Annotated in this window: 14 protein-coding genes and 1 riboswitch; of the genes, 11 read left to right on the top strand and 3 right to left on the bottom strand. The window is 68.0% G+C overall.

Going from position 1 to position 13,914, the window contains the following annotated elements:
* Positions 1–66 precede the first annotated feature (66 nt).
* From ctaC to ACZ5GP_RS04485, 4 genes are all read left to right on the top strand, one after another.
* Positions 67–1,029, top strand: coding sequence for an aa3-type cytochrome oxidase subunit II (ctaC, locus tag ACZ5GP_RS04470; RefSeq protein ID WP_468749350.1), 963 nt, complete (start codon positions 67–69; stop codon positions 1,027–1,029).
* Positions 1,026–2,765 (top strand): aa3-type cytochrome oxidase subunit I, encoded by a 1,740-nt coding sequence (ctaD, locus tag ACZ5GP_RS04475; RefSeq protein WP_358584034.1) that lies wholly within the window; start codon positions 1,026–1,028, stop codon positions 2,763–2,765. Before ctaC ends, ctaD begins: the two co-directional genes overlap by 4 nt.
* Positions 2,762–3,160, top strand: a complete 399-nt coding sequence (locus tag ACZ5GP_RS04480; RefSeq protein WP_358584035.1) for a cytochrome c oxidase subunit 4 — start codon at positions 2,762–2,764, stop codon at positions 3,158–3,160. The genes ctaD and ACZ5GP_RS04480 overlap by 4 nt, the downstream gene beginning before the upstream one ends.
* 133 nt (positions 3,161–3,293) lie before the next feature.
* A complete protein-coding gene (locus ACZ5GP_RS04485) occupies positions 3,294–4,541 on the top strand; it encodes a L,D-transpeptidase (RefSeq protein ID WP_468749351.1) in 1,248 nt (415 codons plus the stop codon).
* Positions 4,542–4,623: 82 nt separating this feature from the next.
* On the opposite strand, the gene ACZ5GP_RS04490 is transcribed toward ACZ5GP_RS04485, so the two are convergent.
* On the bottom strand, positions 4,624–5,025 hold the full coding sequence (locus tag ACZ5GP_RS04490; protein ID WP_468749352.1) for a hypothetical protein: 402 nt from the start codon (positions 5,023–5,025) through the stop codon (positions 4,624–4,626).
* Positions 5,026–5,219: 194 nt separating this feature from the next.
* On the opposite strand from ACZ5GP_RS04490, the gene ctaE reads away from it, so the two are divergent.
* From ctaE to ACZ5GP_RS04520, 6 genes are all read left to right on the top strand, one after another.
* Positions 5,220–5,840, top strand: a complete 621-nt coding sequence (gene ctaE / locus ACZ5GP_RS04495) for an aa3-type cytochrome oxidase subunit III (protein ID WP_205035075.1) — start codon at positions 5,220–5,222, stop codon at positions 5,838–5,840.
* 74 nt (positions 5,841–5,914) lie between these two features.
* Positions 5,915–6,724 carry a cytochrome bc1 complex diheme cytochrome c subunit gene (gene qcrC, locus ACZ5GP_RS04500; RefSeq protein ID WP_358584041.1) on the top strand — a complete coding sequence of 270 codons (810 nt, stop codon included), beginning with the start codon at positions 5,915–5,917 and terminating at the stop codon, positions 6,722–6,724.
* Entirely contained in the window at positions 6,721–7,782 is a 1,062-nt protein-coding gene (qcrA, locus tag ACZ5GP_RS04505) for a cytochrome bc1 complex Rieske iron-sulfur subunit (protein ID WP_468749353.1), read from the top strand. Before qcrC ends, qcrA begins: the two co-directional genes overlap by 4 nt.
* 4 nt (positions 7,783–7,786) lie before the next feature.
* The gene (gene qcrB / locus ACZ5GP_RS04510) at positions 7,787–9,406 is read left to right on the top strand and encodes a cytochrome bc1 complex cytochrome b subunit (protein WP_468749354.1); all 1,620 of its coding nucleotides are present in this window, start codon (positions 7,787–7,789) and stop codon (positions 9,404–9,406) included.
* A gap of 208 nt (positions 9,407–9,614) precedes the next feature.
* The gene (gene trpD, locus ACZ5GP_RS04515) at positions 9,615–10,679 is read left to right on the top strand and encodes an anthranilate phosphoribosyltransferase (RefSeq protein ID WP_468749355.1); all 1,065 of its coding nucleotides are present in this window, start codon (positions 9,615–9,617) and stop codon (positions 10,677–10,679) included.
* A gap of 87 nt (positions 10,680–10,766) precedes the next feature.
* A riboswitch (SAM riboswitch) is annotated at positions 10,767–10,884 on the top strand.
* Between the two features lie 190 nt (positions 10,885–11,074).
* The gene (locus tag ACZ5GP_RS04520) at positions 11,075–12,454 is read left to right on the top strand and encodes an aminotransferase class V-fold PLP-dependent enzyme (protein WP_468749356.1); all 1,380 of its coding nucleotides are present in this window, start codon (positions 11,075–11,077) and stop codon (positions 12,452–12,454) included.
* Positions 12,455–12,476: 22 nt separating this feature from the next.
* Here the strand turns inward: ACZ5GP_RS04520 and ACZ5GP_RS04525 are convergent, their stop codons facing one another.
* On the bottom strand, positions 12,477–12,758 hold the full coding sequence (locus ACZ5GP_RS04525) for an Lrp/AsnC family transcriptional regulator (RefSeq protein ID WP_125512351.1): 282 nt from the start codon (positions 12,756–12,758) through the stop codon (positions 12,477–12,479).
* Entirely contained in the window at positions 12,755–13,489 is a 735-nt protein-coding gene (locus ACZ5GP_RS04530; protein WP_468749357.1) for a rhomboid family intramembrane serine protease, read from the bottom strand. Before ACZ5GP_RS04530 ends, ACZ5GP_RS04525 begins: the two co-directional genes overlap by 4 nt.
* A gap of 155 nt (positions 13,490–13,644) precedes the next feature.
* Here ACZ5GP_RS04530 and ACZ5GP_RS04535 point away from each other — a divergent pair, with 155 nt between their 5' ends.
* Positions 13,645–13,884 carry a hypothetical protein gene (locus tag ACZ5GP_RS04535; protein ID WP_358584052.1) on the top strand — a complete coding sequence of 80 codons (240 nt, stop codon included), beginning with the start codon at positions 13,645–13,647 and terminating at the stop codon, positions 13,882–13,884.
* Positions 13,885–13,914 lie beyond the last annotated feature (30 nt).

The raw sequence follows: 13,914 nt of genomic DNA on the forward strand, positions 1-13,914 counted from the left end.
GCGGCGACCGACCAGCGAGAAGGCCGCAGCCGACAAGCGCGGGCGAGACTCTCGGGAAGGCGCTACGTGAGTCCCAACGGCTCCGACCGCTCGTCGCGGCGCCCGATGCGGCGGAAGCTGCCGCAGGTGCTGACTGCGGGCCTGATCCTGGCGACCGCCACCGGTTGCACATACAAGGATTTCCCCCGCCTTGGAATGCCCACCCCGGTAACGGAAGAGGCTCCGCGGATTCTCTCCCTCTGGCAGGGCTCGTGGGCGGCAGCGCTCGCCACGGGCGTGCTGGTCTGGGGCCTGATCCTGTGGAGCGTCATCTTCCACCGGCGAAGCCGCACCAAGGTGGAGGTTCCTCTTCAGACCCGTTACAACATGCCCATCGAGGCGCTGTACACGGTCGTCCCCCTCATCATCGTCTCCGTGCTGTTCTACTTCACGGCACGGGACGAGTCGAAGCTCCTCAAGCTCGAGGACAAGCCGGCCCACACCATCAACGTGGTCGGCTACCAGTGGAGCTGGGGCTTCAACTACGTCGAGAACGTTCCGGGCGCGGGCAAGGAGAACGCCAGGACCTCCAAGGACCTGGAGGCCATCCCGGACAAGTTCCGCGACGACTTCCCGGCCAAGGCCAACGGCGTCTACGAAGTCGGCACGCCCGGCGACCGGAACCCCCAGAACGGAAACCCCGGCCCGACCCTCTGGCTCCCCAAGGGCGAGAAGGTTCGTTTCGTCCTGACTTCGCGTGACGTCATCCACTCCTTCTGGGTGGTGCCGTTCCTCATGAAGCAGGACGTCATCCCGGGCCACACCAACGCCTTCGAGGTGACTCCGAACAAGGAGGGCACCTTCATGGGCAAGTGCGCCGAGCTGTGCGGCGTCGACCACTCCCGGATGCTCTTCAACGTCAAGGTCGTCTCTCCCGAGCGCTACAAGCAGCACCTCGAGGACCTGGCGAAGAAGAACCAGACCGGTTACATCCCGGCCGGCATCGAGCAGACGCCCCACGAGAAGAACCGGGAGACGAACAACCTGTGAGCATCCTCAACGAACCTCAGGGTGCCGCGGCAGCAGAAGACTCGTACGAGAACGAGCTGCCGGTCAGGCGCAAGCGGCCGGGTAACGTCGTCGTCAAGTGGATGACCACCACTGACCACAAGACCATCGGCACGCTCTATCTGGTCACCTCGTTCGCGTTCTTCTGCATCGGCGGAGTGATGGCGCTCTTCATGCGCGCCGAACTCGCCCGCCCGGGTTCGCAGCTCATGTCGAACGAGCAGTTCAACCAGGCGTTCACGATGCACGGCACGATCATGCTGCTGATGTTCGCGACGCCGCTGTTCGCCGGCTTCGCGAACTGGATCATGCCGCTGCAGATCGGCGCGCCCGACGTCGCCTTCCCGCGGCTGAACATGTTCGCCTACTGGCTCTACCTGTTCGGCTCGCTCATCGCGGTCGGCGGTTTCCTCACGCCGAACGGCGCGGCCGACTTCGGCTGGTTCGCCTACAGCCCGCTCTCGGACGCCGTCCGCTCCCCGGGCATCGGCGCCGACATGTGGATCATGGGTCTGGCCTTCTCCGGCTTCGGCACGATCCTCGGCTCGGTCAACTTCATCACCACGATCATCTGCATGCGCGCGCCCGGCATGACCATGTTCCGCATGCCGATCTTCGTGTGGAACGTGCTGCTGACGGCCGTCCTCGTGCTGCTGGCCTTCCCGGTCCTGGCCGCCGCGCTGTTCGCCCTGGAGGCGGACCGCAAATTCGGTGCCCATGTCTTCGACGCGGCCAATGGCGGCGCATTGCTCTGGCAACACCTCTTCTGGTTCTTCGGCCATCCAGAGGTGTACATCATCGCGCTGCCATTCTTCGGAATCATTTCCGAGGTCATCCCGGTCTTCTCCCGCAAGCCGATGTTCGGCTACATGGGCCTGATCGGCGCGACGATCGCGATCGCGGGTCTGTCGGTGACGGTGTGGGCGCACCACATGTACGTCACGGGCGGCGTGCTGTTGCCGTTCTTCTCCTTCATGACGTTCCTCATCGCCGTACCGACCGGCGTGAAGTTCTTCAACTGGATCGGCACCATGTGGAAGGGGTCACTGAGTTTCGAGACCCCGATGCTGTGGGCGGTCGGCTTCCTGATCACCTTCACCTTCGGTGGTCTGACGGGTGTCATCCTGGCCTCGCCGCCGATGGACTTCCACGTCTCGGACTCGTACTTCGTGGTGGCGCACTTCCACTACGTGGTCTTCGGCACCGTCGTCTTCGCGATGTTCTCCGGCTTCCACTTCTGGTGGCCGAAGTTCACCGGCAAGATGCTCGACGAGCGCCTCGGAAAGATCACCTTCTGGACGCTGTTCGTGGGCTTCCACGGCACGTTCCTGGTCCAGCACTGGCTGGGCGCCGAGGGCATGCCGCGTCGTTACGCGGACTACCTCGACGCCGACGGCTTCACCGCGCTGAACACGATCTCGACGATCAGCTCGTTCCTGCTCGGCCTGTCGATCCTGCCGTTCTTCTACAACATCTGGAAGACGGCCAAGTACGGCAAGAAGGTCGAGGTCGACGACCCGTGGGGCTACGGCCGCTCGCTGGAGTGGGCCACGTCCTGCCCGCCGCCGCGGCACAACTTCCTCACCCTGCCGCGCATCCGCAGTGAATCGCCGGCCTTCGACCTGCACCACCCCGACATCGCCGCGCTCGGCCAGATCGAGAACGCCGGGCAGAAGGACACCAAGATGTTCGGTGGCGACAAGGAGGCCGCGAAGTGAAGATCCAGGGCAAGATGTTCATCTGGCTGAGCGTCTTCGTCCTCGCCATGGCGATCGTCTATGGCGTGTGGTCGAAGGAGCCGGCCGGTACCACGGCGCTCTTCCTGGCCTTCGGCCTGTGCATCATGATCGGCTACTACCTGGCCTTCACGGCCCGGCGGGTCGACGCCTCCGCACAGGACAACAAGGAGGCCGACGTCGCGGACGAGGCCGGCGAGGTGGGCTTCTTCAGCCCGCACAGCTGGCAGCCGCTCTCGCTGGCCATCGGCGGCGCGCTCGCCTTCATGAGCATCGCCATCGGCTGGTGGCTGCTGTACTTCTCCGCCCCCCTCCTGCTCATCGGCCTGTGGGGCTGGGTCTTCGAGTACTACCGCGGCGAGAACCAGACCCAGTGAGTCTGTAGTTCCCGCCCGCGCCGAGGGCCCGGACGCTCCTGACGGAGTGTCCGGGCCCCTCGGCGTGTCGCGCTCGCCCCTCCAACGGGTCACTCACCGCGCCGGACCGGATGAACCTCCCTACCGTGAGTTCATGAGCCACTCACCGCGAATCCCCACGGTACTGAGCTGCACGATGCTGGTGGCCGCACTCGGTGCGGGGGCCACGGCATGCGGCGGCCCCGACGGCCACCCGCTCTCGGCGAAGCCGTACGACGCGGCCGGCCAGATCGCCTTCAACGGCCCGGTGGGCAGCAAGAAGGCGGACCCGGACAAGCCCCTGGAGGTCACCGCCCAGGGCGAGGACGGACGCATCACCGACGTCACGGCCACCGACGCCCTGGGGCGGTACGTGGCGGGCGAACTCTCCGCCGACGGCGCCCGCTGGCACAGCACCGGCCCGCTGGCGGCCGGCGCCCAGTACACCGTCCGGGTGAGCACCGAGGACGAGGAGGGCGCGCCGGGCCGCAAGGTCATGAACTTCGAGACCGAGGTGCCGCCCAAGAAGAAGCTGCTGGGCGTCACCTTCGGCCCCGAGGCGGGCACCTACGGCGTCGGACAGCCCGTGGTCGCCTCCCTCGACGCCGCGGTGAAGGGCAAGGAGGCCAGGGCGACCGTCGAGCGGGCCCTGAAGGTCCGCTCGGTGCCCGCGGTCGAGGGCGCCTGGTACTGGGTGGACGACAAGACGCTGCACTACCGCCCCAAGGAGTACTGGCCCGCCCGCGCGACGATCAGCGTGTCCAGCAACCTGGCGGGCATCAAGGTCGCCGACAAGCTGTGGGGCGGCGAGAGCAAGCCCCTGAAGTTCACCACCGGGGACCGGGTCGAGGCCGTGACGGACGCCGGATCCCACTGGATGACGGTCTACCGCAACGGCAAGGAGATCAACTCGATCCCGGTCACCACCGGCAAGCCCGGCTACTCCACCCGCAACGGCGTCAAGGTCGTGCTCGGCAAGGAGTACTCCGTACGCATGACCAGCGCCAGCATCGGCGCCTCGGACTTCTACGACAAGCAGGTCTACTACGCGACGCGGGTCACCGACTCCGGCGAGTACGTGCACGCCGCGCCCTGGTCGACCGGCTCCCAGGGCGTGGCGAACACCAGCCACGGCTGCACCGGCATGAGCACCGGCAACGCCGCCTGGTTCTACGAGAACGTGCGCCAGGGCGACCTGGTGAAGGTCGTCAACAGCTACGGCGAGGACATGCCGGCGTTCGGCAACGGCCTCGGCGACTGGAACATGAGCTGGACGAACTGGCGCAAGGGCAGCGCGCTGCTCTCCGGCACCAAGGAGGGCCCCACGGCAGCCGACGCGGCCCGACTGCGGCCGCAGGTCTAGCAAGGCCGCAGGAGACGGCTCACAGGGCCACACGCCGCGCCGTGAGACCCCGGCAGGGCCGCGGCGGCCCCACCTTCGCGCCTCAGGCCCGCACGGCCGCCCTGCCGCGCAGCAGGCCCGCCAGTGCGTCCGCGAACTCCACCGGCTCGACCGGAAGGGTCACCGCCGCTTCCGCGCGGCTCCAGGTGGCGAGCCAGGCGTCCTGGGGGCGCCCGATGAGCAGCAGGACCGGCGGTGCCTGGAAGACCTCGTCCTTGATCTGACGGCACACGCCCATGCCGCCCGCCGGTGTCGCCTCGCCGTCCAGCACACAGACGTCGACGCCGCCCTCGTCCAGCTGCTTGAGCACGGCGGGCAGGGTCGCGCACTCGATGAACTCGACCTCGGGAACGTCCGTCGCCGGCCTGCGCCCGGTGGCCGACCGGACCTGCTCGCGGGTGCTCGCGTTGTCGCTGTAGACCAGCACCGTGGCGGTCGGCTGCATTGTTCCTCCAGATCATCGAACTGAACAGGCTGTGCCGTCGTGGGATCGGGGACCGATGCGCGGATGCTACTCCTCCCGACACCCCGTCAACAGCGGTTCGGACAGGCCTCCGATGGGCCATACGGGCAGGACACACCCCGCAGACACTCCGAACGGCACCCCCCGGGGTGAGGGCGGGATAAGCGACCGACATAATGTCGGTCGTGGCGACAGCAACGACAGTAGATACCGGGCACGCGCACCCGCCGGTCAATCGACCGAACCTCACCAGCGTCGGAACCATCATCTGGCTGAGTTCCGAGCTGATGTTCTTCGCGGCCCTCTTCGCGATGTACTTCACCCTGCGATCGGTGACAGGTCCTGATCACTGGAAGGAAATGGCTTCGGCCCTGAACTTCCCGTTCTCGGCGACGAACACCACCATCCTGGTGCTCTCCTCTCTCACGTGTCAGCTCGGCGTGTTCGCCGCTGAGCGTGGCGACGTGAAGAAGCTCCGGATGTGGTTCATCGTCACCTTCATCATGGGTGCGATCTTCATCGGCGGTCAGGTGTTCGAGTACACCGAGCTGGTCAAGAAGGACGGGCTCTCGCTCTCCTCCGACCCGTACGGCTCGGTCTTCTACCTGACCACCGGCTTCCACGGACTGCATGTGACAGGCGGCCTGATCGCCTTCCTGCTGGTCCTCGGCCGCACCTACGCGGCCAGGAAGTTCACCCATGAACAGGCGACCGCAGCCATCGTCGTGTCCTACTACTGGCACTTCGTCGATGTGGTCTGGATCGGACTCTTCGCCACGATCTACATGATCAAGTAATCGGCGGGGTCGCTCACGCGACGTACCGACACATTCCAGCATCGACGCAGAAGATCCTGACACCGGGGTAATCCGTGAAAAAGCTCTCCGCACGACGACGCCATCCGCTGGCGGCGGTCGTCGTCCTACTCCTCGCGCTGGCGGCCACCGGGGGGCTGTACGCCGCGTTCGCGCCGGCGGACAAGGCGCAGGCCGACGACACCGCCCAGTCCCTCGCCATCGACGAGGGCAAGAAGCTCTACGCCGTGGGCTGCTCCAGCTGCCACGGAACCGGCGGTCAGGGGTCCTCCGACGGTCCGCCGCTGACGGGCGTGGGCGCCGCGGCGGTCGACTTCCAGGTCGGCACCGGGCGTATGCCGCTCCAGCAGCAGGGTGCCCAGGCGCCCAAGAAGAAGGTCATTTACAACCAGGCCCAGATCGACCAGCTCGCGGCGTACATCTCCTCGCTCGGCGCCGGTCCCTCGGTCCCCACCGAGAAGCAGTACAGCCCGGCCGGGGCGGACATCGCCAAGGGTGGTGAGCTGTTCCGCACCAACTGCGCGCAGTGCCACAACTTCACCGGTGAGGGTGGCGCGCTGACGCACGGCAAGTACGCGCCGTCACTCGAAGGTGTCTCCCCGAAGCACATCTACGAGGCCATGCAGACCGGCCCGCAGAACATGCCGTCCTTCCCCGACACCACGATGCCGGAGAAGGAGAAGAAGGAGATCATCGCGTACCTCGACGCGGTCAACGGCGAGAAGACCCAGAGCCCCGGCGGTCTCAAGCTGGGTGGGCTGGGCCCGGTCAGTGAAGGCCTCTTCGGCTGGATCTTCGGTCTCGGCTCGCTGATCGCGGTCGCCGTGTGGGTCGCCGCTCGGACCGCAAAGGCCAAGAAGTCATGAGTAGCCAAGAGATTCCAGAAGAGAACCTGCCCAGCAAGCAGGTGACCGAGCCCGAGCACGGTTCGGTGGCGGTCGCGGACGAGAACCCGTTCGCCGACCCGGGGCTCCCGCCCCACCAGCACCGCATCCAGGACATCGACGAGCGGGCCGCGAAGCGCTCCGAGCGTGCGATCGCGTTCCTGTTCACGCTGTCCATGCTGGCCACGGTCGGTTTCATCGCCGCGTTCGTGACCATCCCGGCCGACCGCAGCGTCTTCGTCTGGCCGATCGGACACATCAGCGGGCTCAACTTCGCCCTGGGTCTGACCCTCGGCCTCGCGCTCTTCTGCATCGGCGCGGGTGCGGTCCACTGGGCCCGCACCCTGATGTCCGATGTGGAGGTCGCCGACGAGCGTCACCCGATCGAGGCCGAGCCCGAGGTCAGGGCCAAGGTCATGGCCGACTTCAAGGCCGGTGCCGCGGAGTCGCAGTTCGGCCGGCGCAAGCTGATCCGCAACACGATGTTCGGCGCGCTGGCCCTGGTCCCGCTCTCCGGTGTCGTCCTCCTGCGCGACCTCGGTCCGCTGCCCGAGGACAAGCTCCGGCACACCAAGTGGGCCAAGGGCAAGAAGCTCGTCAACATGAACACGAACGAGCCGCTGCGCCCCTCGGACGTGCAGGTCGGTTCGCTGACGTTCGCCATGCCCGAGGGCATGTCGGAGCACGACCACGACTTCCAGACCCAGATCGCCAAGGCCGCCCTGATGATCGTCCGGATCCAGCCGGAGAACATCAAGGACAAGCGCGAGCTCGAGTGGTCGCACGAGGGCGTCGTGGCGTACTCCAAGATCTGCACCCACGTGGGCTGCCCGATCTCCCTGTACGAGCAGCAGACGCACCACGTCCTGTGCCCGTGCCACCAGTCCACCTTCGACCTCTCCGACGGTGCCCGAGTGATCTTCGGCCCCGCTGGTCACGCCCTGCCGCAGCTGCGCATCGGTGTGAACGAGGAGGGCTACCTCGAGGCGCTCGGCGACTTCGAAGAGCCCGTCGGTCCTGCCTTCTTCGAGAGGGGCTGACCTGATGAGCAGCGACAACAAGAAGAAGGCACCCGCCGGCGAGCGGGTGGCCGACTGGGCCGACGGCCGTCTTGGGATCTACTCCCTGGCCAAGGCCAACATGCGCAAGATCTTCCCGGACCACTGGTCCTTCATGCTCGGCGAGATCTGCATGTACAGCTTCATCATCATCATCCTCACGGGTGTGTATCTGACGCTGTTCTTCCACCCGTCGATGAACGAGGTGGAGTACCACGGCAGCTACGTCCCGCTGCAGGGACAGCTGATGTCCGAGGCGTTCAACTCGACCATGCACATCTCCTTCGATGTGCGCGGTGGTCTGCTGATCCGGCAGATCCACCACTGGGCGGCGCTGATCTTCCTCGCCGGCATGTTCGTGCACATGATGCGCGTGTTCTTCACGGGCGCCTTCCGCAAGCCGCGTGAGGTCAACTGGCTGTTCGGCTTCCTGCTGTTCGTCCTCGGCATGTTCACCGGTTTCACCGGTTACTCGCTCCCGGACGACCTGCTCTCCGGCACCGGTGTGCGCTTCATGCAGGGCGCGATCCTGTCCGTCCCGGTCGTCGGCACGTATCTGTCGATGTTCCTGTTCGGCGGGGAGTTCCCGGGCGGCGACTTCGTGGCGCGGTTCTACTCGGTGCACATCCTGCTGCTGCCGGGCATCATGCTGGGCCTGATGGTGGCGCACCTGATCCTGGTCTTCTACCACAAGCACACGCAGTTCGCGGGCCCCGGCAAGAGCAACAAGAACGTCGTCGGCATGCCGCTGCTGCCCGTGTACATGGCCAAGGCCGGAGGCTTCTTCTTCCTGGTCTTCGGTGTCATCGCGGCCATCGCGGCCATCGCCTCGATCAACCCGATCTGGGCGATGGGCCCCTACCGTCCGGACCACGTGTCCACCGGCGCCCAGCCCGACTGGTACATGGGCTTCGCCGAGGGCCTGATCCGTGTCATGCCGGGCTGGGAGATCAACCTCTGGGGCCACACGCTGGTCCTCGGTGTGTTCATCCCGCTGGTGATCTTCCCGTTGGTCCTCGCGGCCATCGCGGTCTACCCGTTCATCGAGTCCTGGGTCACCGGGGACAAGCGCGAGCACCACATCCTGGACCGCCCGCGCAACGTCCCGACCCGTACGGCCTTCGGTGTCGCGTGGATCACCGCGTACATGATCATGCTCGTCGGTGGCGGCAACGACCTGTGGGCCACGCACTTCCACCTGTCGCTGAACGCGATCACCTGGTTCGTCCGGATCTTCTTCTTCGTCGGACCGGTCATCGCCTTCATCGTCACCAAGCGGATCTGCCTGGGCCTCCAGCGCCGGGACAAGGACAAGGTGCTGCACGGCCGCGAGTCGGGCATCATCAAGCGCCTGCCGCACGGTGAGTTCATCGAGGTCCACGAGCCGCTCGACCAGGGGCAGCTGCACACGCTCACCGCGCACGAGCAGTACGCGCCGGCCGAGATCGGCCCGTCGGTCGACGAGAACGGCGTCGAGCGCAAGGTGTCCGGTTCGCAGAAGCTCCGGGCCAAGCTCTCCCAGGGCTACTACGGGCAGGACAACCAGATCCCCAAGCCCACCGTCGAGGAGTACAAGGAGATCACCAGCGGCCACGGCCACCACTGATCACCTGAAGCTCCACGAGCTCTGACCTCCCCCACTCCCGGCTCCGCCGGAGCGGGGGACCCACATGGTCGCCACGGCGAGAGCCCCGTCCGGTTCATGGACGGGGCTCTTTGCCGTCCCGGCGGCTGGATAGGGTGGACACCGAGGACCCGACCCGGTCGACGCGTCGGGCTCCTCCTTCCCCGACAGACGAACACCAGGAGCGGCCATGAGCGCTGTGACCCCCGCAGGAGGCACGACCGCGGCGGGCCGTTCCTGGCCCGACGTGCTGAACGGCCTGCTCGACGGGCGCGACCAGAGCGCCGACGACACGGCCTGGGCCATGGACCGCATCATGCGCGGCGAGGCCACCGACGCCCAGATTGCGGGATTCGTCGTGGCGCTGCGGGCCAAGGGCGAGACCGTGCAGGAGATCTCCGGCCTGGTCCGCACCATGTACGACCACGCCAACGTGATCGAGGTGCCGGGGCGGACCGTCGACATCGTCGGCACCGGCGGTGACGGCGCCAAGACCGTCAACATCTCCACCATGTCCGCCATCGTCGTGGCCGGCACCGGCGCGAAGGTCGTCAAGCACGGCAACCGCGCCGCGTCCTCGGCCAGCGGTGCCTCCGACGTGCTGGAGAGGCTCGGCGTCAACCTCCAGCTGACCCCCGAGCGGGTCGTGGAGGTCGCCGAGGAGGCGGGGATCACCTTCTGCTTCGCGGTGAAGTTCCACCCGGCGCTGCGACACGCCGGCGCCGCGCGCGGCCAGCTGGGCATCCGGACCGTCTTCAACCTGCTGGGCCCGCTCACCAATCCGGCCCGGGTGCGCGCCCAGGCCGTCGGGGTCGCCGACGCGCGGATGGCGCCGGTCGTCGCCGGTGTCTTCGCCGAGCGCGGCAACTCCTCGCTGGTCTTCCGCGGCGACGACGGACTGGACGAGCTGACGACGACGGCGACCTCCCGGGTCTGGACGGTGCGCGACGGCGCCGTGCGCGAGGAGGCCTTCGACCCGCGCGACGTGGGGATCGACCTGGTGCCCGTCGAGGCGCTGCGCGGCGCCGACGCCGCGTACAACGCCGAGGTGGCGCTGCGGCTGCTCGACGGCGAGAAGGGGCCGGTGCGCGACGCGGTCCTGCTGAACTCGGCGGCGGCCCTGGTGGCCCTCGCGCAGGAGCCGGGGACCCTCACCGAACAGATCCGCACGGGCATGGACCGGGCGGCCGAGTCGATCGACTCCGGGGCCGCCAAGCAGGCCCTGGAGCGCTGGGTGGCGGCCAGCAACCGCTGACCTCCCCGCACCCGTGTGACGCGAGGCGCGGTCCGGATTCTGGACCGCGCCTTGCGCGTCGAAGATCGTGTGGCAAGATGCTGCACAGGTCATGAGTGACAGCGACTACGGCCCCGGCCCGCTGTCCGGCAACCCTCCGTCCGTGGCGGGGTGCCCCGGGTGAAGACCAGGTCGTACGCAGCAAGGCGTATGGCAAGCGCGGACCCCTGGACATCGGTGGATGTCACAGCCCTGGGGTCCTGGTCCTCAAGGGAGCAGTCTCGTGAGCAAGCGAATGTGTTAGGGCCTCGTCGCCCCTTTTCCGCACACCTTCTTCTTTTCGTCACTGCACCGCCGTACCTCTGCCGTACGCGCGTCGACGCAGTGAACTCACTTGTCTCTTACGGGAGTTCGCCATGTCTGTTTCCGCCGTTGCCGCCGACTCGTCCGTCTGCGCCCCGCTGGCCGTCCTCGGCCGGGACGTCACCGTGCCGCTCGTCACCGGCGGGGAGGTGACGTACGCCGCCCTCGACTACGCGGCGAGCGCGCCGGCGCTCCAGCGGGTGTGGGACGACGTGGCCGCGTACGCGCCGTACTACGGCAGCGTGCACCGCGGCGCCGGGTACCTCTCGCAGCTGTCCACCGACCTCTTCGAGAACTCCCGTACGGCCGTCGCGGAGTTCCTCGACTGCCGCGCGGACGACCAGGTCGTCTTCACCCGGTCCACCACCGACTCGCTGAACCTGCTCGCCGCCGCGCTGCCCGCCGGCTGCGAGGTCTTCGTCTTCGAGACCGAGCACCACGCCTCGCTGCTGCCCTGGCGGGACGCCCGCGTCACCTACCTCGACGCGCCGCGCACCCACGCCGAGGCCGTGCGGACCCTGGAGCGGGCACTGGCCGACCGCGAACCTTACGGGCCCGCCCTGGTGTGCGTGACCGGCGCCTCGAACGTCACCGGCGAGCTGTGGCCGGTGCGGGAGCTGGCCGCCGCCGCGCACGCCCACGGCGCCCGCATCGTCCTGGACGCCGCGCAGCTCGCCCCCCACCACCCGGTCTCCGTACGGGAGTTGGACGTCGACTGGGTGGCCTTCTCCGGGCACAAGCTGTACGCGCCGTTCGGCTCGGGCGTGCTCGCGGGACGCTCCGACTGGCTGCGGCAGGCCGAGCCCTACCTCGCGGGCGGCGGCGCCTCGCGGAAGGTGGCGCGACGCCCCAAGGAGGCAGGCGGCGGCGTGGACGTCGAGTGGCACGAGAGCGCCGCCCGCCACGAGGCCGGCTCGCCGAACGTGATCGGCGTCTACTCCATCGCCTCCGCCTGCAAGGCGCTCATCGAGGCCGGCTTCGAGGAGCTGGTCGCCCGCGAGCAGCACTTGATCGCGAAGGTGCGCGAGGGGCTCGCCGAGGTGCCCGCCGTGCGGATCCTCTCGCTCTTCGGTGACGACGCGCCGCGCGTGGGCGTCATCTCCTTCGTGGTGGACGGCTGGAACAGCTCGCACTTCGCCGCCGCGCTCTCCGCCGAGTACGGCATCGGCGTACGCGACGGCCTGTTCTGCGCCCACCCGCTGGTGCGCACCCTGCTCGGCGCCGGGGGCGAGGAGCCCGGCGAGTGCGGCGCTCCCGAGGCCGCACCCGGCGAGAAGTCCCTGAACGCGATCCGCGTGAGCTTCGGCGCGGGCACCCCGGACGAGCACGTCGAGCGGTTCGTGGGCGCCGTCAAGGAACTGGTGGCCGACGGCGCGCGCTGGAGCTACCGCACGCAGGACGGCCGTTGCGTGCCGGACACCGGCGCCGCCTGAGAGGCCCCGGCCACACCGCGGGCTAGGAGTCGAGGCCGATCGCGAACGCCGCCTCCAGGTCGTGCTGCGAGTACGTGCGGAACGCCACGTGGGTGTCCGTCGCCTCCACGCCGGGGATCTTGCTGATCCGTCCGGGGATGACGTCCGCGAGGTCGTCGTGGCGCGGCACCCGCACCATCGCGATCAGGTCGTAGGTGCCGGTCACGGAGAAGACCTCGCTGACCGAGTCGAGCGCGGCGATCGACTCGGCGATCTCCGGAATCCGGTCCACGCTGGTCTTGATGAGCACGATCGCGGTGATCACGGCTGGCTGTCTCCCTCGGTGGCCGGTACTGCTGTGCCTGTCACCTTAGCCTTCCGCGCGGACCACCCCCAGGCGTAGAGAAAGCCCAGCGAGAAGCCGACGAGGTGGGCCAGATAGGCCACTCCGGTGCCCTTGCCGGCCTGCCCCGCCGCCAGCCACTGGAGCGTCACCCAGAACGGCAGCACGAGCCAGGCGGGAAAGCGCAGGGGCAGGAAGAACAGGAACGGGAAGAGGCTGGTGACGCGCGCCTTCGGGAAGAGGCGCAGGAAGGCGCCGAGGACCGCGGAGATCGCCCCGGAGGCGCCGACGAGGGTCTGGTCGGAGCCCGCGTGCGCCGCCGCGTAGGCGAGCAGGGCCAGATAGCCGCAGATGACGTAGAAGAGCGCGTAGGGCAGGTGCCCCATGCGCTGTTCGACCATGGCCCCGAAGACGTACAGGAACAGCATGTTCCCGAGCAGGTGCACCCAGCTGCCGTGCACGAACAGCGCGGTGAACGGGCCCAGGGCGGCCCGTGGGACGCCGCTGAACAGCTCGGCGGGGACCACGCCCCAGCGCTCGAAGTAGGCCTGTTGCGCGGCGAGCAGCTGGTCGCCGGTGCCGTGGGCGGGATTGAACCCGGAGACCGGGGAGATCACGAAGATCAGGCAGCAGGCGGCGATCAGGCCATGGGTCATCGGGGCCGACCGGCCCCCCAGCAGCCGGACCGCCTTCGGGCTCCATGCTTTGATCATGGGCAGAGCATGACGTAACGGGAGCTACCGGCATAGACCGCCATGCCGGGCCGGACACCGCCGCACGGCGACCCTTACAGGCCTTAGGGTTACGGGCGATGCGCCTCGCGGAGCACCGCGGGCGGGCACGCCACCGAGGAAAGCGAACAGCCACGATGACGGTTCCCCTGCCGACCGCCACCACCCGGTGGCGCTGCACGCTCTGCGGCAATCTCACGCGTTTCGACGTGACCCGCACCTCCAAGGTCGTCGAGTATGTGCATCTCGACCTGGCCGGTGAGTCGAACGTCGAGGAACGCGAGGTGGTCAGTGAGACCATCGAGTCGGTGCGCTGCCGCTGGTGCAACGCGGTGGATCAGGTGGAACTCGTGGACAGGCCGGGCACCGACTCCTGAGGGAGCGGGCCCGCACGGCTAGTGGGGTGA

It is taken from the genome of Streptomyces sp. NPDC031466 (assembly GCF_055581265.1).